This window comes from Neobacillus drentensis (assembly GCF_036965425.1).
In the GTDB taxonomy this organism is placed as follows: Bacteria; Bacillota; Bacilli; order Bacillales; family Cytobacillaceae; genus Neobacillus; species Neobacillus drentensis_F.
Genome location: NZ_JBALPP010000064.1, coordinates 1 through 21,924, shown reverse-complemented (window position 1 = coordinate 21,924; position 21,924 = coordinate 1). Strand labels below are relative to the sequence as shown.

Genomic DNA, 21,924 nt, shown 5'->3' with positions numbered 1-21,924 from the left:
TTATAACACGAAAATTATATTAAAAAAGGAAAAACGCTCCTGCGCAAGCAGAAACGTTTAAACAAAACTCTTTAAATGATTGATTTTTGCTGCAAAATCCTTAATAGCCTCGAAGTCTAAATTTGATTGTTCAGTAGTGACTCCCACAACTTTTTTCACAATTTGTTTTTCAAGGAAATTCATCTTAGAAAAAAGAAATTCCCCGCCAAACAGGCCCAACGCATCTGAATTCTTCCGCAAATCCCGGGGAAAAGCGTTGTTAAATTGCTCGATAGCAGTGTCACCGTCACGCATACAGCATAGGAAAAGTCCGAGGTCTGTTTCGATAAGTGCATCATGATGCAATTCAATAAATTTTTTTATTCTTCTTTGGATTCGCCCGGCATGAATCGACCCGCCAACAATTACCTTATCATAATAACTTAAATCCAAATCAAGCTTTTCACGCTTCAAATCCAATGTCAGAATGTCCCCTAAAAGCTGTTCTTTTAAATATTGTACTGCTTTTTCTGTGGTCCCATGGGATGAGCAATAAACAATTAAACATTTCATTGTATTTACACCCCTTTTTTCAAAAAAACATTTGGATAAACTATAAGTTCATTATATAATCCGAACAGCTCGTAGTTTTGTATAAATTTTGGTAATATTATTACAATTTACATACGATTGATTATTCTCTTCACGAATGCCCCAATTTCTTGAATCGCGTTTCTCGCTTCCGGCAAAAAATCCCCACTCATTTGCCAAACATGCCACATCCCATCCCAAACTTTGAACGAAACATCGACTCCAGCCTTTCTTGCATGGGCGGCGAGCAACTCTGCATCACTTTGCAAAATTTCATGATTTCCCACTTGGATAAGCAATGGCGGCAGTCCTGTTAAATCAGCGAAAACAGGTGAAATCAAAGGGTGGTCTAAGGATTCTCCGCCAGCATATTCACGCGCCACCTTCCATACACCCTCTACATTCAAATAGGGATCCAAACTTCTGTTTGTTTCATAGCTTTCACCACTGCTTGTTAAATCTACCCATGGTGAAAGGCAAACAATCCCAGCAGGGAGCGGTCCATTCTGATCCCGTAAAACTAAAGCGGCAGCAAGACTTAAGCCCCCGCCGGCAGAATCCCCTGCAACAATAATATTAGAAGCTTGATACCCCTCTTCAAGCAGCCACCGATAAACACGGACGGCATCTTCAATAGCCGCGGGAAAGGGATGCTCTGGCGCCAGCCGATATTCCGGGAGCAAAACCTTCACCCCAGCAGCCTTCCCAATTCCAGCCGCAAGCGTACGATGGGTTTGAACGGAGCAGTATTCATACCCGCCGCCGTGTAAATACAGAATCACCTTATCATTTAGAGAGTCTGGTAAGGAAATCCACTCAGCATACATTCCTTCTATATGAATGGATTCAACGATACTGTTTTTCGGCATCTTTAACCTTTTTGAAGCTGCATCAAGTTTTTGGCGCCTTTCTTCAATCCCCACATCCAGCATCTGTTTGCCCATTACTCTTTTAACAGAAAGTTTAATTACTTTTTCTAAAAAATAACTTTTGAAACTTGGCATGATTCCTTTCCCCTCTTTAAGACAACGATTTATATATTTACATTATACTAAAAAAGTCATTATTACATATTATTTCCAATATTAATTTTTCAAAGACTCCGTAAATATTTTATAACCCTTCTTCCATTTCTACCTTCCTATAGTACAATTGAATTAACTGGTACAACCTTATCCGGAGGTTTTTCATGAATCGTCTTACTGACCACCTAATAATTATATCCTTTGATTGTCTCTCAGCTTTAGATTATCCCATCATTAAAGACCTGCCCCATTTTAAGACCCTTCTAAACACCGGGGCCTACGTCCAGCATGTTCAATCCATCTACCCATCTGTCACATATCCCTGTCATGCTACGATCGTGACTGGCAACTATCCAATCCGCCATGGAGTCATAAATAATACCCTGCTCCAGCCTGGAAGGCTTTCCCCGGACTGGAATTGGTTTCGTGATTCCATTCGCGGCACAACCCTCTTTGATGAAGTCAAAAAAGCAAACATGACTACTGCAGCGCTGCTATGGCCTGTTACGGCCAAAGCCAATATTGATTTTAATATGCCGGAGATTTTCGCCAACCGCCCATGGCAAAATCAAATTCTTGTATCTTTAATGAGTGGGACCCCGCGGTTTCAATGGGAACTAAATAAACGCTTCGGACATATACGCAGCGGTTTGAATCAGCCCGAATTGGACGACTTTGTGCTCGAATCAGCAGTAGATACCATAAAAACAAAGAAGCCGAATTTAATGATGATTCACTTTACAGATTTAGATTCCCAGCGCCATTATCACGGATTTTCCGGTGATGAAGCGATCGCAGCGATTCACCGCCATCATACTCGGCTCGGCAGAATCCTCGATGCACTAAAGGAAAGTGGAATCGTAGAAAACTCAACCATAGTCGTATTAGGTGATCATAGTGCCTTGGATGAAAATAAAGCGCTTCATCTAAATGTTCTTTTGAAAAAGCAAAACCTCATCACTACCAATCCAAAAGGCAAAATAATTAATTGGAAGGCCTACTGTAAAAGTTGTGATGGGTCCGCATATATTTATCTTAAGGACCAGGAAGATCTAACTACAATCCGCGAACTCCAGGCACTGCTGGATTCCCTGCTTCAAGATCATGACTCTGGAATTGAAAAAGTTTTCACCGGTGAACAGGCTGCGGAAAAAGGGGCAGACGGACATTGTGCATTTATGTTGGAGGCAAGGAAGGGATATTACTTTCTAGAAGACTATGAAGGAGAATATCTCAAATCAATTACACAAGAAGAAGTAACTCTCGATAAAAAATACACCCTGGCCACTCACGGATATTCACCGGAAAAAGAGAATTATGGAACGATTCTAATGGCAGCAGGAAAAGGGATTCGGCACATCACCCTTCCTGAAATCCGACTCATTGATGAAGGCCCAACCTTCGCAAGATTACTAGGTGTCAGCTTAGGCAATACAGATGGAAGCGTGGTTGAAGAATTACTAGATTTATAAAAAAATAAAGGGGGATACGAGATGAGCCGGATGACAAAGCAAGAAAAAAGCTGGGCTTTATTTGATTGGGCCAATTCCGCCTATTCAATTATGATCACCACAGCCGTTTTTCCGTTGTATTTTAAGGCAGCTGCCAATGAGGCAGGACTTGCGGCGGCAACTTCCACAGCCTACTGGGGCTATGCCAATTCGTTTGCGACCTTGCTGATTTCCATTTGTGCACCTGTTTTGGGCAGCATCGCCGATTTCAAAGGGTTCAAGAAACGATTTTTCACCTTCTTTTTTGCTTTAGGCATTATTTTTACCTTTTTACTGGCAGTAGTCCCAAGCAACCAATGGCTAATCCTGTTAATCTGTTATATGGTCACGGTCATTGGCTTTGGCGGCACGAATATTTTCTATGATGCTTTTCTAGTCGATGTGACGACGGAAGAACGAATGAATCAGATATCATCAAAAGGTTATGCGATGGGCTATATCGGCAGCACGATTCCCTTTATTATTGGGATTGCCCTTATCATTCTTGCGCAGCAAGAAATCCTTCCTCTTTCCGTTTCAGTTGCAAGCCAAATCTCATTTGCGATCACAGCGTTGTGGTGGGGCTTATTCACCATCCCGATGCTAAGAAATGTAAATCAGATATATTATAAAGAACGAGTTCCAAACCCGATCAGGAATGGTTTTAAACAATTTTTTGGAACGTTTTCCAAAATTAAATTATACCGCCCGCTATTTCTATTTTTACTTGCTTATTTCTTTTATATTGATGGGGTTAACACGATTATTACCATGTCAACCACATATGGAGCAGATTTAGGAATCGATTCACAAAGTCTATTAATCATTTTATTTGCAACACAAGTCGTGGCGGCTCCCTTTGCTGTTTTATATGGGAAACTAGCCGATAAATTTAATGCCAAGACCATGCTGCTCGTCGGTATATTTGTGTATATCGTCATTTGTACGTATGCTTATTTCCTAAAAACGACGTTAGATTTTTGGATTCTTGCGATGCTTGTTGCTTCTTCACAAGGGGGAATTCAGGCATTAAGCCGCTCCTACTTTGCCAAGCTTGTTCCAAAGGATCATGCAAACGAATTTTTCGGCTTTTATAGTATCTTTTACAAATTTGCTGCTATCCTAGGGCCTTCTCTAATGGGATTTACAGCCTATGTAACAGGAAATACAAACAGCGGAGTATTCAGCTTAGTCGTTTTATTCATCATCGGCGGTCTGATCCTCCTCAGAGTACCCGAAACAACCAACATCTCAAAATCAAATTCTATTTCTCAATAAAACCCTGTCTATGACCTCGTCCACAGCGAGGTCTATTTTTAAAAAAAACAGGAGCTTGTCACCATAATTTCAGATAATTTTCTATATAATGTTACAAACCGATTTTCTTTTTGATTCGTTTATTTTTGTAAAGGAACCAGGGAAATGAAGAGGGGGATTGCCTTTTTTATGCAAAATAAGAGTGATGTCGAATTGATGCAATTAATTAAAGAAAAACATCGCCCTGCTTTAGAGGAATTATATGATCGCTATATTAAACTTGTATACTCGTTTAGTTTAAAAGCGACGAAAGATCCTGATAAAGCTAAAGTGATTGTCCAAGCTGTATTTATGCGAATTTGGACGACGGAGACTGGTTACAATCCGGAAAAAGGCCAGTTTGTGAATTGGCTCCTTACCATTACACGGAATATCACCATTGACCATCACCGGAAAGAAAAAAAGGAATCTTCCTTTATCGCATTCGGACAGGACCAATTGGAGCAAATCCCAGGATACCCTGCCAATAATCCTGCTGAAATTGTGTCAAGAAAGCTGTTGAGAGAACAAATACAAAAAGCCTATCAATATCTATCAAACAGCCAAATTGAACTTATTCAGTGGCTGTACTGGGAAGGCTATACGCTCCGCGAAATAGCGGATATGAAAAAAGAACCAATCGGAACTATTAAAAGCCGGCTGCATCAAACTCTTAAAATCTTACGAAATCGTATGGTTACGGAGATGGGGGAATGAAAAAATGACGATTAATCACAGCTGTTCATTGTCCATTGAATTAGTCTCTTACTTACTAGGCGAAGCAACAGAAGAAGAAATGATTCTATTTGAAGAACACCTTTTAAATTGTTCAGATTGTCGCAATGAAGTCCAAGAAATGCGGGAGGCGTGGAATTTGATCCCTTTTAAATTGGATGATGTTGAAGTACCTTCTGAATTAAAGTCAGAAGTCATGAATGCCATTTTTCAAGATGACAGGTCTAGTAACACCACGCCTCTGGAAAATAAACCTCGTCCAGAATCTAAACTGTTTGGAAGTATTCGGCAAACCCTAATTGGAGTTGCTGCTGCAGTCCTTTTATTAACCTTTGGCGGTGTTTTGTGGAACAATTTTCAACTCAGGGAAGAGCTGACCGAGGTAAAAGAAAAAACGCAGCACACTGCTGAAGTCATAAAAGTCTATTCATTAAAATCTGCGGATCCCGCTTCAAGCTCCGCACAAGGAAATGCCTGGATCTATCAGCAGGGGGATACAAGACAGCTGGTATTCAAGGTTCAAGGACTGGCCTCCACTCAAGGTTCAGAAGCCTATCAGGTTTGGTTAATCCATGATGGAAAACGAACCAGCTGCGGTACATTTCAAGTGGATCAGGACGGAAATGGCTTCCTCTCCTATCCCTTACATGATAATGACTTAGCTTTTGACGCGATAGGTGTTTCACTCGAACCCGATGCCAATGGAACACAGCCCCGTGGGAAAAAGGTGTTAGGTACCTAGATGAAAAAAAGCCCCTGATTCTCGGTAATGAGATTCAGGGGCTTTTTGCTTAAGTATTTGGGTATTCCGTTATTTTTTGATACTGTTTGATGGGGATGTGATCACCCAGCCAACAGGGGCGCCACCAATCCCATGAGTTAATGTTCTACCTTCAATTACGGCAGGCACCTGATTCGGAGCAATGGCCCCGTCTGTTGTCACGTTATTGTAAATACTCCACTGATTAACATCCTTATCTTTAAAGCTGAACATAACTGGTTTATTAAACTTACCAATAATCTCATTTGTCTTTGAATCTATTACTCTAAAGGCAAAATTCATAATCACGGTTTGACCGGTAGGAGCATTCGCTTGGAAGTTATTGTTATCTCCTTCCAGCACCTGAAATTTTACATCATTTGGAAATGCGCCCCCTGGAATATCAATTTTTATCCCGCTATGACTAATTTTCGCCGCTTCCCCTGCTTCGATTTTCTTTTCTGCCACTATTTTTGGAAAACCTAATTGCGTAAAATCCGGAACTCCTGCAGCAAAGGCCACCGCACCAAACAAAAGCATAGAAATTAATGATAGTACTGTTACTAGGGTAAAACGAATTTTCATTAACCGACATCTCCTTCGTATTTCGTTTTTTTGGGCTTTCGTTATAAGTTAACGAAATGTTCGCCTATACGGTTCGAAGAATTGGATAAAAACAAAAAAATTTCCTTTAGTAGAAGACAATTAAATCCAGTATCTTCTACCAAGGAAATTTTTATTTTTTATTACTTACGAACAACGTTACCAATGTATTCTTTTGTCCCCCCTGAGCTGGAGGAAATCTTGATTTTATAATTATTTCCAGTCGGTAACACTATTTTACTAAGTATACTTCTAAACCTCCAAACCCCGGCAACATCCACATCTGCTTTACCTAGGTTTTGAACTATTTGTTCCCCTTTTGAATTTTTATATTCCAAATCAATGGCGATTGTAACTCCTGGTCCAACAATATCCGTTTTTCCATCTATCCTCCACTCGCTAATCCTGGTTCTGTATTGAGCAGAAATAATGACTGGTTGATCTGGATCCGTTGATATTGTCATTTCATCGGAAACAATAGTGCCATTTTCACCTTTTACTTGCAGATTAAATTTCAAAGCAACATTCTTTTTAGGGAATGTAAAGGTTGGATGCACCGAATCTGCTTTATCTAGAGTTACCGTTGGTACATTTGGGTCCTTAACCTGAACCCAGGTGTATCCCACTGCATTTTCTGATCCGCTGCCATCAAGTGTGACCGGTTTCCCTTGTGTTACTTTTTGATCATCACCTGCATCGGCGACCGGCAAAGGTGCAGCTTTATCCTCTACCTTTACTTTAACTGTGCTAGTTGAAGTAAGACCATCTGGGTTTATAAGCTCTAATTGGAATTCCAACACACCCATTCCAGTTGCCGCGGTAAACGTCGGAGTTAACGTATCGGCACCAGTTAAGTTAACAGGTGTAGCTCCAGGTGATAATTGCGTCCATTTAATTGTTGTCGTGCCATCCACAACTCCAATTGACTGGTTACCATTTAGTGTAACCACATCTCCAACTTGAACAGTTTGAGGTGATCCAGCAATAGCCACTAGCGGATCTCCTACGATATCAACAGGTATTGTCACCGAACCGCCTCTACCTGAAGTAATGGTAATCGTCGACGGAACATAGTTAACTGCAATGGCACTTTTAGTCCCAGTAACTACTTTGTCAAATTCCTCCACCTTAAGCTCTGGATTATTTACTTTATCGCTAGACTCAGCACTAACTATTAGCGCATTACCCGCTATATTATAACTGGCACTTCCTGTTATTTTATCAACTACTGGTAAATCATCTTTAATGGTAACAGGTTTATCTGTTACATTCGATACATTTATATTTGGCGGAGAATCGGTCGTGAAAGGAATTCGTGCAAAATACTGACCATTTGCCCCCTTCATGCGAATTGGCTTATCTTCTGCCCCCACAGTGGTTACTTCAATGTCGTATCCATCTGGTTTATCCCCTTCGGTATTAGCAAAAACATCAATCGTTCCGCCAGCAATAGGATTTTTATCTTTGTCAAGTTTACGACTATAAGTGGCCCTGACAACATCCACACCTGCGGTAGCAGCTATTTTCCCCATTAAACTAAACTTATCAGTTTGGGCACAGTTTGTTTGTCCCTCTGGGCAAGCATTACCGATGCCTGGTCCTTCAATTCTGAAAACGTTTTGGCCATTGAAGCCGCCTGTTATTGTATGCTCCTCATTTGGATCACCTATATATCCAGGAGGGGCTTCACCTTTATCCCATTTTAAAAATCTCCCAATTCGGCTGCCCATAGCTGCTGTAAATCCACCTGAAACACCGATATCTTCTACGAACCGTATTTCTCCATCTGGATTTGTTGGATCCTTCTTATCTACTGAAGTAGCAACTATAGAATCCACACCATATGGGTGAGTGATAGTGTACTTCTCTCCTGTCACTAAACCACTAATTCTAAAGCGGATTCTGCCAAATACGATTTGGTCCCCCTTCTGGACTATCCCATTTGCCCATGTTGCTTCTAGCCCAAAGGTTCCAACTGCTCTCCCACCATTAGGCAAATCAAAGTCGGCACTGGCTAACTGATAAAAGAGTTCTTCCGGAAAATTATCTGGAAAAGAAATTGGTTTAGTTTCATCAGGTATATCCCCTGGCAAAAAACCGCAATATGGATCATCTTTATCCAAACAAAGCTGTAATCTTGTCGCTGGCACGGTTGGATCTTTATCTGAATCTTTATACCAGACAGGAAAACCATTATTAGGGTCGATTGGGCCTACTTTTGACAATCTTGGTAAATCTGGAGGAACAGTTTCAGCCTCTGCCCAATATTCCCAATATAGTCCACCACTTAGTAATACTAGTAGGGATAAACATACAAGGAAAATCCTCTTTAAAGAAATCCTTTTAGTGATCGTTTTTTTTCTAGAATGAATACTTTTTCTAGGTTCCAACCTTAACCGCCCACCTTTTCAATTAGAAATATTTTTTTAAAAAAACTTATACGAGGAGTTTTCATATTTTTTATCTCGTACTTCAACCGGACGGCTGAATCCTGAAAATTCTTCACCTATTTTATTAATCTCAATTCTTGCATTTTGAAACAAAGGTTCTAGGAAACTCAAATCCTCATTTTTTATCTCTAGATATTCGTTAGGCTGCATGGTTTTATAGCTAAACATGTGACCAGCTTTATTGAGCTCTTCCTTTTTACTCCATATCGTTTTTACTCTGGATGGACTGGTGATTATTTCCTTGCAATATGGCGATTCATTTCCGTAACGATCGACCGAAGTAACGGCATAATAATAATTTTTCGGAGGCAGCGGATCTGTTTCAGTAAATGAATTCGTATTGATGATCTCGCTATTTACCTTCTTAAAATCCTTTTCAAGAATCGCTTTCCGATAGATGTTGTAACCTACAATATCTTTGCCTACTAAGCTATCCCAAACGATGGTTTTGGATTGTTTCCCTTCTCTAACATTTAGAGGTGGGCTAGGCTGTCGGTCAGGAAGGGAGAGCAATTGACTTTTCGGCTTGTCATGTATGCGGAGAATCCCCCATAAACCGCCCTCCAAATATCGTCTCAGCTTCATCTCTCGATAGAGATAATCACCAGCCGGATTTAGAAAACCTTCTTTTTGAATTGGAATAATATCAAGCGATTCTCCTGTCGTAAGCGATCCTTGACTCGAAACAAGCTTGGAATTAGGATCCGTCCACTGATAATGCCAGCGATTGCTATGAAGGGTAAAGACACTTCCTCTTGAGCGGTCTGCTGTCTGCATTATTCTTAAACGAATTGGGTCCCCTACATAGCCTTCCGGAATTGGAGTTGAAGGGTCACCATGAATAACCGAGCTGAAAACGAGAGACTTATCTGGGTTGTTAGCCAGACGATGTTTAAACGGCTCAGAGCTATAATTGATCCCTTTTTCACCACGGTCTTCCATATCGGCATGTTCACCCGTTTTTAGATCCACTTCCCCAGGGGTTGGCGCACTTCCATCCTTTCCAATTGTATAAAGTCCATCCGAAAACATAAGCGCCTGTTCCCTGAAATCGGGTTTACCAGGGACGATGATATCAGCACGAGCGCCGGATAATAAGGATTTCCCGGTCATCGGATCTCTGTACTGTGAACCCTTCGGTTCTATGATGAGTGACCCATAGGCGCCGTGCAATCGATGACTGCGAATGTCCCCATAATCATAAAGGATTGTGCCCCCGTACTCTTTGTCTGCATACCAATTATAGGTAATCACTTCCCCAGGACCGATGGTTTGATCATAGTTATAGCCTATGGTTGCACCATCCGACCCCTGGACATCGTATTGAACCATTTGCGGGTGAAGGGAAACACGGTTTGAGTTTTTCCATAACACCTGCCCTGCCATTAGCAAGTCTGGGTCATTCTTATTTACTGGCGGTTTAAATGGCAGGTTGTTTTTCAACGTCACTTGAATGCATTCACCTTCATTAGCTCGGATAACAAGGGGCTCGGCACTTTTTTGGCCTTTTAGAATAGCGGAAACATCTTGAGTTAATGCAAACATGATTCCAAATGGATCATGGTCCCCCGCTTTGTTGTACTGAATATCCTTCATAAAGGCAGTCACATCAAATTTTTTCACTGGTGCCGAAGGCGGGCATAGATTGCCGCTATTTTTCGGCTTAAACGGATTACGATTGGTTTTTTTCATTTGTTTCATTTTTTCCGGGTCCGTTTTCGTTTTCAAAGCTACTCGGTCCGGCAGGCTCTTCAACCCGGCATTTTGCTCGCCCCAAACTCTCACAAAGCCCCATAATCCGCTCCATAAATCTTCGATTGGCTGCGATGACCATAAATAATCCCGTTGTTTGACGCCGACTGGATTCGGCTGAATATCCATAGAGAACTGCTCTGACATCCCGATGGATTGCGTAGAGGTTATCTCTGAATCCTTGTTCCCCGATTCTTTTTTCCAATTCAATCCATGGACATTAAAGTTATGCTGTGTTTCATGGGCACCTTGAATTAACCGGATTTTAATCGGATCACCAGGGTAGGCTTCAATAATAGGTGTTTGCGGGTCACCATGAACCCAAGAACTGAATACATAAGCTGGATCCGCATTATTTCTCCTAAAGAATGGCTCGTTCGAGTAATTGACCGCGGCATACCCATGGGCTTTATATACTTCCGAAGGATCTGCCTCTAATGGAAGTAATTTTCCGTTTTTATCCCACATCCGGGCAAAATCGTGATATAAGAGGACCTGCTCACGAAAATCCTCTTTATTAGGCGGGACAATCATGGCTTCCGTTCCTGATTGAATTTCCAGTCCTGTCTTAGGATTGAGAAATTTTGAGCCTTTTGGTTCTACTATTAATGCCCCGAACGTCCCATGAAAGCCTTTTTCGCCTGCCGACATATGGTCATGGAAGAAAATATTCCCCTCTTCATCGGCATACCAGCGATAACGAATTTTTTCACCTGGTAGAACACCTTGATTATAGTTCCAACCGACCGCTGTTCCATCTGACCCAAGCGGATCAAAGCCGACAAAATGGATATGGATTGAAAGTCTGTTAGGCTCTTTTGCCTTATACAAATGGTTTTCCAATGTCACTTCGACGCAGTCCCCTTCATTGGCGCGAATAACAAGTGGGCGAGGCCTCAAGGTTCCGTTTAGGATCTTGGCCTCATCTTCTGCAAGGACATACATCCTGCCTTCCTTGTCATGATCTCCTGCGTTATTGTAGACAATGTCCGTTTCAATCCCTACAATGTTATATTTTCGAACGGGAGCATTCTTTTGACAGCGGTCAAAATTGGGAGCCCCTGGAACCAATGCCCCTAAAGCAGCTTTTTCACCTTCTGTTGGCGGACGCAGTTCAGGATCCGGAGGCTTTGGAGCTTGTTTCCCTAATTCTCCCGGAATGTATTTCGGAAATCCTGGGTTCGCTGCGGTTGGACTTTCTGGAACCTTTCTGTCCTTAAGCGGCAATAAATCCGGTTGTAATTTATCAAAAACCCTTAACAATCCCCACATTCCTTGTAAATAATGAGGAAACAAATGACAATGCCATAAATAATCACCTGGTGCCCCTTTACCATCCTGAATATAGCCTGCATTATTGGTCAAATCGAGCGTTTCGGCACTCCCGATATTCAGAGTTTCGGAGTCCACCGTATTTGTCTTTTTCGTTTCACTTTTCCAGCGGTGCCCATGGAGATGGAACACATGGTTTTCATCTTGATTGGCCCCAATTATTCTAAATTTAATCGGATCCCCGATGTAGGAAGGAGTAATCGGGGTTGCAGGATCCCCATATACCCATGAAGAATAGAACATCGTCGCGTCTTTTCCATCTTTGGTTAGTGCATTTTGCATTCGTTCATCTAATGGCTCGGCCCGGTAATTTACCGCATATAGTTCTTTTTCAATTCCATTCACATCCTGCCCGTCTCCATCTGGCGGCTCTGGAAGAGGGTTTTCCTCCTCTTGCGTTTTAGGTGGAACAGGTGTGGTGCTGCCTGCAATTGCATCAATACCATCATGGAAAAATAAAGCATATTCTCGAAAATCCGGTTGATTAGGGAGTTCAATATTGGCGTATAGTCCGCTGTTAATCTCTTTCCCCGTTTGCAGGTCCGTCCATTTGGCTCCTTTTGGTTCAACAATTAATGCGCCGAACAAGCCATCTCCCATTGTTCCTTTACCACGGGCAGGGTCAGTAAAATAAGTAAAGTCTGCACCATTGGAAAAAAGGAACGTACCTTCTTCATCGGCATTCCAGCGGTAGTGAATTTCTGTGTTTGGCGCGGCCGTGGAATCAGGATTATATCCGGCGGCCGTGCCATCCGATCCCTTAACGTCATAGCCCACGCCTTGAATATGAATCGAGGACTTCTCTTTTAACTTATTGGTAAAAGTAACCTCAATACAATCACCCTTATTCGCCCGGATGGTAAGCGGCTGCACTTCTTTGACCGGTTTGCCGGGATACCTGGCAATCGAGCTTTCTATTTTATCAGCCTCTTCTTTTAAGGCATAAATCTTGGCATCTGGATCATGGTCTCCAAATTTGTTGTATACCATATCTATATTGAGAGCAACTATTTCGAAATAACGAACACGTGAGGCTGGTTCGCATTTATTTTGTAAATTATTTGTCAGTTCAGTTAAGGTTGGGGTTCCCCCCTGCGTAGCATTTGTTCGTAAAATGGTATAGTTTTGATTGTTCGATTGTGATGGATTATGGTGGTTGGATGAAGAGACCTCGGCACTTGAAAGACTTTGATTGGTGGACGCCACCCTCTCTGGTGCCTTACCAGTCTTCTCAAGGGCAAGCTTTTGCGGCGGCTGTGATGATTTCATGATGATACCTACAGATATTGCAGAAATGGTCATTAAAATAATTAAGCTAAATACAAGCATAAACAGCGACTTTTTATTCAAAATTTGACCACTTCACCTTCTATTAAAATGATAAAAATTTCCCAATAGGCAGGTTAAAATTTAATAGCATAAATAACTGTTTAAAACACTACAAAAATTTATATGTTTAGGACTTATCTAATATTACTTTTATCATCCTGTCTCTTAGATTGTTATTGTTACAGAGAACATTAGTCCTAAATATATTGTGAGAATAAAACTAAAAGCAAAAACAATAGCAAATGCGACACTCGTTTTTTTAAAGCTTAAAAGGATGAGGGATAAAAATAGTAATGAGATCAGCATCAATATTGCTGATGGAACGGTTGGTGCAAGTTCTACTTTGCTGAAGGGAAGTATATTTTTTGCTAGAAGCCAATCTATCCAGGTTGGTTTCGCCGCTGTAGAAAAACCACTGGACACTTCATGCGGAGGGGATAAATTTCCTAATACCCCGGTGCAAAAGAACACAATCAATAAAATAATACTTTCAGCTCTTAACCATGTTCGAGGATTGAAGTTTGACAGGTTCGTAGAATTTTTGGATAGAAAGCGGTTTATGAAGGCAAACGCCAAGACAGGAATAATGCTGATGTGTTTCAAAAGTAATATTCTTCCGTATGGGACCTGCCAGCTGTTTAAATATTGCCCACTTTTCATTACAAAAAACATGAGGAAAAATCCACTAATGACAATGATGATGAAACATCCCATGGCAAGTGGTGAGAACCAGCGTAAAAAGTCGGGCCATTTATCCCGGTCCCGAGAAAACCAGCCAACATTTAATAACACCCCCACCCATATCGTCATCGCGAGAAAATGGATTGTATGGGCTAATATTCCTGGCCAGAAAGCTAGAGAGGCTGCATGACCAGCATTACCAATTGCAAAAATCATTAATAGCAGCCACTGTGCCCGAAAAAATTTAGAACCATTTACATAAATGGTTACCCATAAAAACATCGAAAAAAGACATAAAAAGATCCACGCCCGGCCAATTTGAAAACTGGTAATGACAGAAACTGTGGCAGATAGTAAGCCAATCCTGTTTTTATAATAAAGGACAGCTTGTAAAATAGGGGCAAACGTACAAACGATAATTCCAAGCGTGCAAAGCAGCAAAACAGGTTTAGAAATAAAAGTGGAAGGTCTTTTATTTTCCGGAACAAACAGCAGTACAACATGCCCTGCCAATAAAGAAAATAATATATACTGTCCAAATTCAGTAAAGGGAATTAGGTAGCTCATTGCAGGCTCACTTCTTTCTAAATGACAAAATTACAGCCAAACCTAGGATGACTAAAAAGCCGATAATTAACATAACAATCATCCAATTTGAATTCTTTTCCTGTGGCTCTAAACTACTTTTTTCTATTTTTTCCTCATTGTTAGTAACGGCAGGCATGATTGGTTTGTCCTCATCAAGGGTAATCTCCTCTTGATTAGCAGCCGGTGCATTCTTGCTCTGATTGACTTGTTCCCTTTGAACCTGAAAATTTATTTCACCTGTAATTGGATGTCCATCATTTCCGGCTATATTCCATTGAATATGGTAGGACCCATTTTCCAACGGTTCTGGTAATATGCCTTTCATTGTTGCTCCTTGGATTTGAACCTGATTAAAAGGAATTTCCGTACCATCCTTTAGGAGTTTCATAGTACTAAGATTTTCAATTTTTTCCTCAAAGCTTAGCGTAATCTCTTTAAGCTCGTCTGAAATAATCCCTCCTTCGGCCGGGGTGGAAGCTTTTAGCTGCGTATGCGCACTCGCAATAGATGGGATCAACAAAAAGGTAATGAAAAATAATACGATTAATTTGTTCATAAAATGCACCCCCTTCTATCTTCCTAGGAATAAAGGAAGATTATCTATTTTAATTCTCACAATCTTTTACAAATCCTCTTTAAATTAGAAAATTCTGATAAATAAATTTATTCTAATTAGGAAAAAACTAGTACAAATGTCCTTTAAAAAAGCCCCCCTATCGCCTGGGAGGCTGTCTGCCAACGATTACTTAACTATAATCGGAATCCTGCCATTTAAAAGAAAAGCATCGCTCAAATGATGTCTATATTCTACTTGAGCAAAGGTGTTCATTGGTTTTTCAGTCCTGAATAACACATCACACCTTTGAGCCGTACTCATCTCAAATGGAGTACCAGCCTTAAGCGTGTATGGATGATTATATTTACCAAACGGAGGAACACCGAAGGAGCGTCCATCACAGGCAATCACAACAACATCTACCGGGAACGTAATTTTGATCTTCACATACGCAGCACATAGCATCCGAACTAGGACTGTCTGGTTGATCTTTGCATTGATGGAAACCTGCATTCCCTCAACTCCACTATTATAGGCGGCAGGTACGGTAACACCAGAGCGCATAGTCGCAGTCCCCCCAACACGGCCAGGGAAATATTCACCGGTAACAACAAAATAGTCTGGATTATAATCATTAAAGGCAAAGAAATTATATTTTCCAGAATCATTAAAATGAAAATCATCATTGACACCAGGCTGATCCCCATGCTCAGGGAAGGTCTGGTGAGCATCTTGTGCCTGTTCACGCCAGACGGAATCAATGTCATCAATAACCCATAAGGCCTCGACATCATATGGAACCGTCATCGCATGTGGATCACCACTTTCAAGACTGCCGCCAATAAATCCAGGGAATTTCGGGAAATTTGTAAGATTCGCCGCTGTCCGGCGAGGGTAACCCCCTACATTTTTCCCATCCTTTGGATCATATGCATCAGGCGGCTCAATGATAAGAAAACCATATAAGCCATATTCAAAATGCTGAAGGGTGTTCCTATGACAATGGTAAAAGTAACTGCCAATATGATTCGGCTGCCATTGATAGGCGTAGTCCCCTATCTCCATGGAACAGTGACCCACCCCATCATTCATCGCAGTAGGTTCAATGCCATGCCAATGAACCGTATGTGGCGGCTGCCCATGCCCTTTAACCTGGCCATGAAAAACAACACCACGGGGAACACGTATTGTTGGGCCTGGAAAGATCCCCTCTGCTGCTTCTGGTACATCGGGATTGGCAATAAGAAAGAATTCCAGTTTCTTTCCATCCCACGTTTTTAAATCCGTGCCATGCATCAAATCAACCCTTTGCGTATTCGGAATCAGCATGGAGGCACCCGGAATATTTGCAGCAACAAAGGCAGGTACAGGATTTGTCGGCGCTAAAAGCTCCGGCGTGGGCGGACTGGCTTTTGGTGGGTTGAATGATTTTACCCAGCTGGCCTCATGGCCTTTTACAGACCTGCGCGGGATTTGATAACCTGGTTTAGATGATGACATAGCATTTCTCCTTTGCCCATTCAAAAATATTTTTCTAGAGTATGATTCTTTTCCTAGTTTCCATGTAATTGGTGTTCATTCTTTACGGGATCGGTGTTAATTGGGTTATTGATTATCTGCGTTCTTGCATTTGTGTTTGTAGTATTGGATGTCATGGTATGAGATCCATCCATACCCATTTCTGGTCCTGCAGCCCCCCCTGATTTTTCCGGACCATGATAGGTTGGAGCATTCGGAAAAGTCGTTACTCCTCCAGGTGTATTCCGATCTCCTATAAAATGAATTCCACTCATCATTCCCAGGCCGTAGTTTCCGCCCTGCGAAGATTGGCTTGCTTCCGAATGGTCATGCATTGGGTAACAAATGGGTGATAATTGAACGGCGAGATCATAATCACCATCCTTTTCACCAATGTCTGGCATGTGTATGTTTAGTTCCTCCGTAGGCGGCCAAACAGGGTGCGGGGTCGAACCGACAATCCTTGGATTCGGGATGGACATTAACGGATTATCAGGAAGCCCAATTCCACGTTCATTTGGTACATCAGGCGGCCGAATATATGGAACGGCCCATTCATATATCTCAAGCGGATCAACGGTTAAAGTGTCCATCCAAATCGGATTCTCTTGAACAACGCCATTTACACCAATTCGGTAGACGTGGTTTGCATGAATGTGTAAAGAATGCATGGACAGCCCTGCATTTAAAATCCTGACTACAACTGGCTCTCCAACTCTATGGTTCGGTGTAATATAAGGATTATGGGCGGCAAACCAGCCTGAATGTCCATTAATTGTGAAGAATTCCGGTTTTTTGTTTAATCCATCCGGCCTGTACCGGTCATATTGAAAAGCTTTCATGAACTGAGCTGCCGGATAATCTTTTCCAGGTGTATATTTCCCTACTTCTTCAAACAAACGGGAGCTTGCCTCATGAAGCACCCAAACATATTGTCTAAATGCAGGGGTATGGGTGGCATCATCCCCTTGCTCCCATGCTAATCCTGGGAAATGCTCAGTTGAACCAAAATCATCAAATAGCTGTTGGACAGACGGAGTTGGATTAGAATATGGGGTGAATCGGTGCCCGCTCACAGCCTTACTTGGCATAACTACTAATGCCCCGTGAAGTCCCATCACCCGGTTCACAGGTGCGTTTAAATTATCGTAATATAAATAACTCCCCGCTGTTTGTGGGGTAAATTCAATTGTTTTTGTTTCTCCTGGACGTATGGGCCCACTATCTACCATTCCGCTTATGTAAAAAGCATGCGGTTCATCGAGGGAATTGGTTAGCGTTACTTTGACGGTATTACCAGCCGTTGTAAAAATATGAGGACCTGGAACCTCCGCTGGAAAAGTTTTCTCTTTATAAAACCAAAAATAACATTGTGCTTTGTTTATTGAATTGTGCGTTGCCATTTCTTTTACGGCATCCGTAATGGTAAAATTAAGTTCGTCAACTTGTTTTGTTGTGGTGGCCAGCAGCGGGTTTTTGGAGATCCAGGACGGCATGGCGCTCCCTACAATTAATGATGCAATGCCGCCCCCCGCATACTTTACAAAATCTCTTCTCTTCATGTTTTCCTCCTTTTACGCACATTAAAGATCAGATTTTTCCATATTCCTAATGGTGGGCTATGAGCCGTCATCAGTAAGGTCAAACCTCCCTATCAAAAAATACTCCAAAAGGACCATTTCGTCTCCTGGAGTGTAAACTTCCTTTTCTATTCTTGGATTTTTTTCTATTTGACGGTACTTTATAACTATTCAGTGCTACTTGGGAAAATTCCTAATTTAATCTTGAAAGATTCATAGGTCAATTCTACTACTTTAATAATAGAATGACCCAGGCTTTATTCACCAGGGTCATTTATTTTACTTTATAATAGGTATCTGAATAGCCTTCTTTCGAATTTGGAGATTGTTCGACCAGGAATAGGAGTTGGGATTGTTTTCGTGGATAAGCATAGGCCTGATAGGTTTCACTTAAAAAGTTATATCTAGTCTTCTTTATGGCAAAATCATGATGGTATTTTTCTTCTAAATATTTTTCCATATTCATCTCTTGTTGTTGTTTCTCCCATGGTGTTCCATAAAATTGTGAGTATACATAAAAGCTAAATCCGAGTAAAAGCAAGGATACCAACCATAAAATTATTTTTGTGGCCTTAATATACCTCACCTCATAATTATCTGAATATTTAAAATATAATATTCGACGTTTTTTTGAATTATTCCTTCCCACTTTGCATTAGGACAGACAGAAATATTCAAAAAAAAACGAACCCTCCGGTTCGTTTTGTTGTTATCTTTATTTTACATCGTATCCTTGATCATCAATGGTTTCTTTAATAGTGTTTACGGATACGACATTTGCGTCAAATTCTACATCAACTTGGCCTTTGTCCAGTTTAACTGCCACTTTTTTAACTCCTTGAAGAGCTCCGACGCTGCCCTCTACGGCTTTTACACAATGACCACAAGACATTCCGCTGACATTTAACGTTACATTTTCCATTTTGATTCCTCCATTATTTTTTCATTAATTTTTGGATTGTTGTCAAAACCTCATCCAAAACTTCATAATCCCCATCTTGGATTCGCTCCACGACACAGCTTTTCATATGTCCTTCAAGTAATACTTTGGCAACACTATTAAGTGCTGATTGGGTGGCGGAAATTTGGTTGATTACGTCATCGCAATACGTATCTTTCTCGATAAGTCCCTTAATACCGCGAATTTGGCCTTCGATCCGGTTTAGCCTTGTAATCAGATTGTTCTTTACTTTATCTGAATGGTGGCTTTTCCGTTGGCTCCCTTCAGGTTCACAGCAGGATTCTTCTTCTTTGCCAAGTTCTAAAGACATCAATACCGCCTCCTTTTTCGCCATTATATCATACCCCGGTATCGTAATTCGATGAAGATCGTGTGACATTGTCTATCCGAATCCATTATATTACTTTATTTCTATGTCATGCCTTAGATCGATTCCCTTTTACTAAAGTTTAACTCTTTGTAGTCTCAGTGCATTTAAGATTACGGAAACGGAGCTGAAGGCCATTGCTGCTCCAGCGAGCCATGGTGCCAGAAATCCAATTGCGGCGATCGGTATTCCAAGTGTGTTATAACCAAAAGCCCAGAATAGATTTTGCTTGATATTGCTGATAGTTTGTTTACTCATATAGATGGCATCGGCGATACTAGTTAAGTCGCCTCTCATTAAGGTGATATCGGCCGCTTCCATTGCCACATCTGTACCTGTTCCAATGGCCATACCAATATCAGCAATGGCCAGTGCAGGCGCATCATTGATTCCGTCGCCAACCATAGCGACAAGTTTTCCTTCCTGCTGCAGGCTTTTTACTTCAGCCGCTTTCCCTTCCGGCAGCACTTCCGCAATTACAGAGTCAACTCCCACTTCATTCGCAATTGCACTGGCCGTGCGAATGTTGTCACCTGTCATCATGATTACTTCAAGACCCATACCCTTTAATTTCTTTATTGCTTCCTTTGAAGTCTCTTTAACAGTATCGGCCACTGCAACAATACCAGCGAATGAGCCATCAATAGCGACCAGCATAACTGTTTTTCCCGTTTCCTCTAGTTTGAGCATCAATTCGGAAGATTGGAATGAAATGCCGAATTCATTTAGTAATTTACGGGTACCGATTACTACTTCCTTGCCTGCAACTGCCGACTTTATTCCGTATCCTGGAATCGCTTCGAATTCTGTTGGTTCAACAAGCTCTATTCCCTTTTCTCTAATTCCTTTTACAATCGCTTCTGCAAGTGGATGTTCAGATTGCTTTTCAGCCGAACCGACCAATTGCATAAAAGTTTCTTGATCAAATGGTCCTTCCACTATGACATCTGTTAATTCTGGTTTTCCGTTTGTTACCGTACCCGTTTTATCAAGGACGATTGTGGTGATGCGATGTGTCATTTCTAAGTGCTCGCCGCCTTTAAATAAAACACCGGCTTCTGCCGCACGGCCGGAACCTGCCATAATCGAAGTTGGTGTCGCAAGTCCCAGCGCACATGGGCAGGCAATGACAAGCACTGCAATCATTTTTTCTAAGCTTTCCGCAAAGTTTCCTGGGCTGACCCAGAAAAACCAAATAAGGAATGTTAACACAGCAATTACAATGACAATTGGTACGAATATTCCTGAAATTTGATCGGCCAACCGTTGAATTGGAGCTTTCGACCCCTGGGCTTCTTCCACCACTTTAATAATTTGTGCTAAGGCCGTATCCCGGCCAACCTTGGTCGCTCTGATTTTAATGAATCCGTTTTTATTAATGGTGGCGCCTATGACTTGGTCTCCGATCGTTTTATCAACTGGAACACTCTCACCTGTCAACATGGATTCATCAAGGGCCGAACGGCCTTCGATAATTTCTCCATCCACGGGGACCTTTTCACCTGGTTTTACAAAAATGATATCGCCAACGATAACTTCTTCGATGGCTATGGCTTGCTCGTGGCCATTTCTAAACACTGATGCAGTCTTTGCCTGGAGACCCATTAGCTTTTTAATGGCTTCCGAGGAGCGTCCCTTCGCCCTGGCTTCAAACAATTTTCCTAATATAATCAGCGTAATGAGAATAGCACTTGTTTCAAAATAGAGCTCTAAGGAATGCTGCCCCTTTCCAATTGAGAGGATAGATACATACAAACTATAGAAATAAGCGGCTGATGTGCCAAGTGCAACAAGGACATCCATATTGGCACTTCCATTTCTAAGTGCTTTAAAAGCGCCCACATAGAATTGCTTTCCAACAATAAACTGTACAGGAGTAGCCAGGGCTAATTGCACCCATGGATTCATTAACATTTCTGGCAGATAGATAAACGAGGTAAATTCAAAATGACTAACCATTGCCCAAAGTAGCGGAAGGGATAAGATTAGTGAAAAAATAAACTTACCTTTTTGTTTTTCGATTTCTTGTTGGCGTGTGTTGGTGCTGTTATCTTCCGTTATTACGCCATACCCGAGGTCGTTTATTTTTTTAATAAAATTTTCAACATTTGTTGCTGCAGTATCATATTTGATGGCCGCTTTTTCAAGCGCCAGGTTTACATTTGCTTCATGAACCCCATCTAGTTTATTTAACCCTTTTTCGATTCGGTTCGCACACGCTGCACAGGTCATACCTGTTATCGGTAATTGAATTTCTTTTAAGTCAGAACTCATTTTTCTTTCCTCCAATTTATTTGGAATTCCTTTATTATTTATCTTATACTCTTATAC

The 21,924-nt window shown here is 41.4% G+C and carries 16 protein-coding genes and 1 pseudogene; 4 read left to right on the top strand and 13 right to left on the bottom strand.

Going from position 1 to position 21,924, the window contains the following annotated elements:
* Positions 1 to 57: 57 nt before the first annotated feature.
* Both V7161_RS16935 and V7161_RS16930 read right to left on the bottom strand, forming a co-directional pair.
* The gene (locus tag V7161_RS16935) at positions 58 to 552 is read right to left on the bottom strand and encodes a flavodoxin domain-containing protein (RefSeq protein WP_335714134.1); all 495 of its coding nucleotides are present in this window, start codon (positions 550 to 552) and stop codon (positions 58 to 60) included.
* Between the two features lie 107 nt (positions 553 to 659).
* Positions 660 to 1,574 carry an alpha/beta hydrolase gene (locus V7161_RS16930; RefSeq protein WP_335714133.1) on the bottom strand — a complete coding sequence of 305 codons (915 nt, stop codon included), beginning with the start codon at positions 1,572 to 1,574 and terminating at the stop codon, positions 660 to 662.
* A gap of 185 nt (positions 1,575 to 1,759) precedes the next feature.
* Here V7161_RS16930 and V7161_RS16925 point away from each other — a divergent pair, with 185 nt between their 5' ends.
* From V7161_RS16925 to V7161_RS16910, 4 genes are all read left to right on the top strand, one after another.
* The gene (locus V7161_RS16925; protein WP_335714132.1) at positions 1,760 to 3,067 is read left to right on the top strand and encodes an alkaline phosphatase family protein; all 1,308 of its coding nucleotides are present in this window, start codon (positions 1,760 to 1,762) and stop codon (positions 3,065 to 3,067) included.
* Between the two features lie 21 nt (positions 3,068 to 3,088).
* The gene (locus V7161_RS16920) at positions 3,089 to 4,363 is read left to right on the top strand and encodes an MFS transporter (protein WP_335714131.1); all 1,275 of its coding nucleotides are present in this window, start codon (positions 3,089 to 3,091) and stop codon (positions 4,361 to 4,363) included.
* A gap of 168 nt (positions 4,364 to 4,531) precedes the next feature.
* Positions 4,532 to 5,098 carry an RNA polymerase sigma factor gene (locus tag V7161_RS16915; RefSeq protein ID WP_335714130.1) on the top strand — a complete coding sequence of 189 codons (567 nt, stop codon included), beginning with the start codon at positions 4,532 to 4,534 and terminating at the stop codon, positions 5,096 to 5,098.
* A gap of 4 nt (positions 5,099 to 5,102) precedes the next feature.
* Positions 5,103 to 5,858: an anti-sigma factor gene (locus V7161_RS16910; protein WP_335714129.1), complete on the top strand. Its 756-nt coding sequence runs from the start codon at positions 5,103 to 5,105 to the stop codon at positions 5,856 to 5,858.
* A gap of 69 nt (positions 5,859 to 5,927) precedes the next feature.
* On the opposite strand, the gene V7161_RS16905 is transcribed toward V7161_RS16910, so the two are convergent.
* From V7161_RS16905 to V7161_RS16855, 11 genes and pseudogenes are all read right to left on the bottom strand, one after another.
* Complete coding sequence (locus V7161_RS16905; protein WP_335714128.1) at positions 5,928 to 6,461, bottom strand: hypothetical protein; 534 nt, start codon at positions 6,459 to 6,461, stop codon at positions 5,928 to 5,930.
* Positions 6,462 to 6,622: 161 nt separating this feature from the next.
* Positions 6,623 to 8,869 carry a PKD domain-containing protein gene (locus V7161_RS16900; RefSeq protein ID WP_335714127.1) on the bottom strand — a complete coding sequence of 749 codons (2,247 nt, stop codon included), beginning with the start codon at positions 8,867 to 8,869 and terminating at the stop codon, positions 6,623 to 6,625.
* A gap of 36 nt (positions 8,870 to 8,905) precedes the next feature.
* Complete coding sequence (locus tag V7161_RS16895) at positions 8,906 to 13,363, bottom strand: multicopper oxidase domain-containing protein (protein WP_335714126.1); 4,458 nt, start codon at positions 13,361 to 13,363, stop codon at positions 8,906 to 8,908.
* 144 nt (positions 13,364 to 13,507) lie between these two features.
* Positions 13,508 to 14,590: a copper resistance D family protein gene (locus V7161_RS16890; RefSeq protein ID WP_335714125.1), complete on the bottom strand. Its 1,083-nt coding sequence runs from the start codon at positions 14,588 to 14,590 to the stop codon at positions 13,508 to 13,510.
* Between the two features lie 7 nt (positions 14,591 to 14,597).
* Positions 14,598 to 15,167, bottom strand: a complete 570-nt coding sequence (locus tag V7161_RS16885) for a copper resistance CopC family protein (protein ID WP_335714124.1) — start codon at positions 15,165 to 15,167, stop codon at positions 14,598 to 14,600.
* Between the two features lie 186 nt (positions 15,168 to 15,353).
* A complete protein-coding gene (locus V7161_RS16880) occupies positions 15,354 to 16,667 on the bottom strand; it encodes a multicopper oxidase domain-containing protein (protein WP_335714123.1) in 1,314 nt (437 codons plus the stop codon).
* Positions 16,668 to 16,720: 53 nt separating this feature from the next.
* Entirely contained in the window at positions 16,721 to 18,247 is a 1,527-nt protein-coding gene (locus V7161_RS16875; RefSeq protein WP_335714122.1) for a multicopper oxidase domain-containing protein, read from the bottom strand.
* Positions 18,248 to 18,539: 292 nt separating this feature from the next.
* Positions 18,540 to 18,851, bottom strand: a complete 312-nt coding sequence (locus tag V7161_RS30500; protein WP_438825806.1) for a hypothetical protein — start codon at positions 18,849 to 18,851, stop codon at positions 18,540 to 18,542.
* 129 nt (positions 18,852 to 18,980) lie between these two features.
* The gene (copZ, locus tag V7161_RS16865; protein WP_335714120.1) at positions 18,981 to 19,187 is read right to left on the bottom strand and encodes a copper chaperone CopZ; all 207 of its coding nucleotides are present in this window, start codon (positions 19,185 to 19,187) and stop codon (positions 18,981 to 18,983) included.
* A gap of 13 nt (positions 19,188 to 19,200) precedes the next feature.
* Entirely contained in the window at positions 19,201 to 19,536 is a 336-nt protein-coding gene (locus V7161_RS16860; protein ID WP_335714119.1) for a metal-sensitive transcriptional regulator, read from the bottom strand.
* Positions 19,537 to 19,668: 132 nt separating this feature from the next.
* Positions 19,669 to 21,831: pseudogene (locus V7161_RS16855) on the bottom strand (heavy metal translocating P-type ATPase); the annotation flags it as partial.
* Between the last annotated feature and the right edge of the window lie 93 nt (positions 21,832 to 21,924).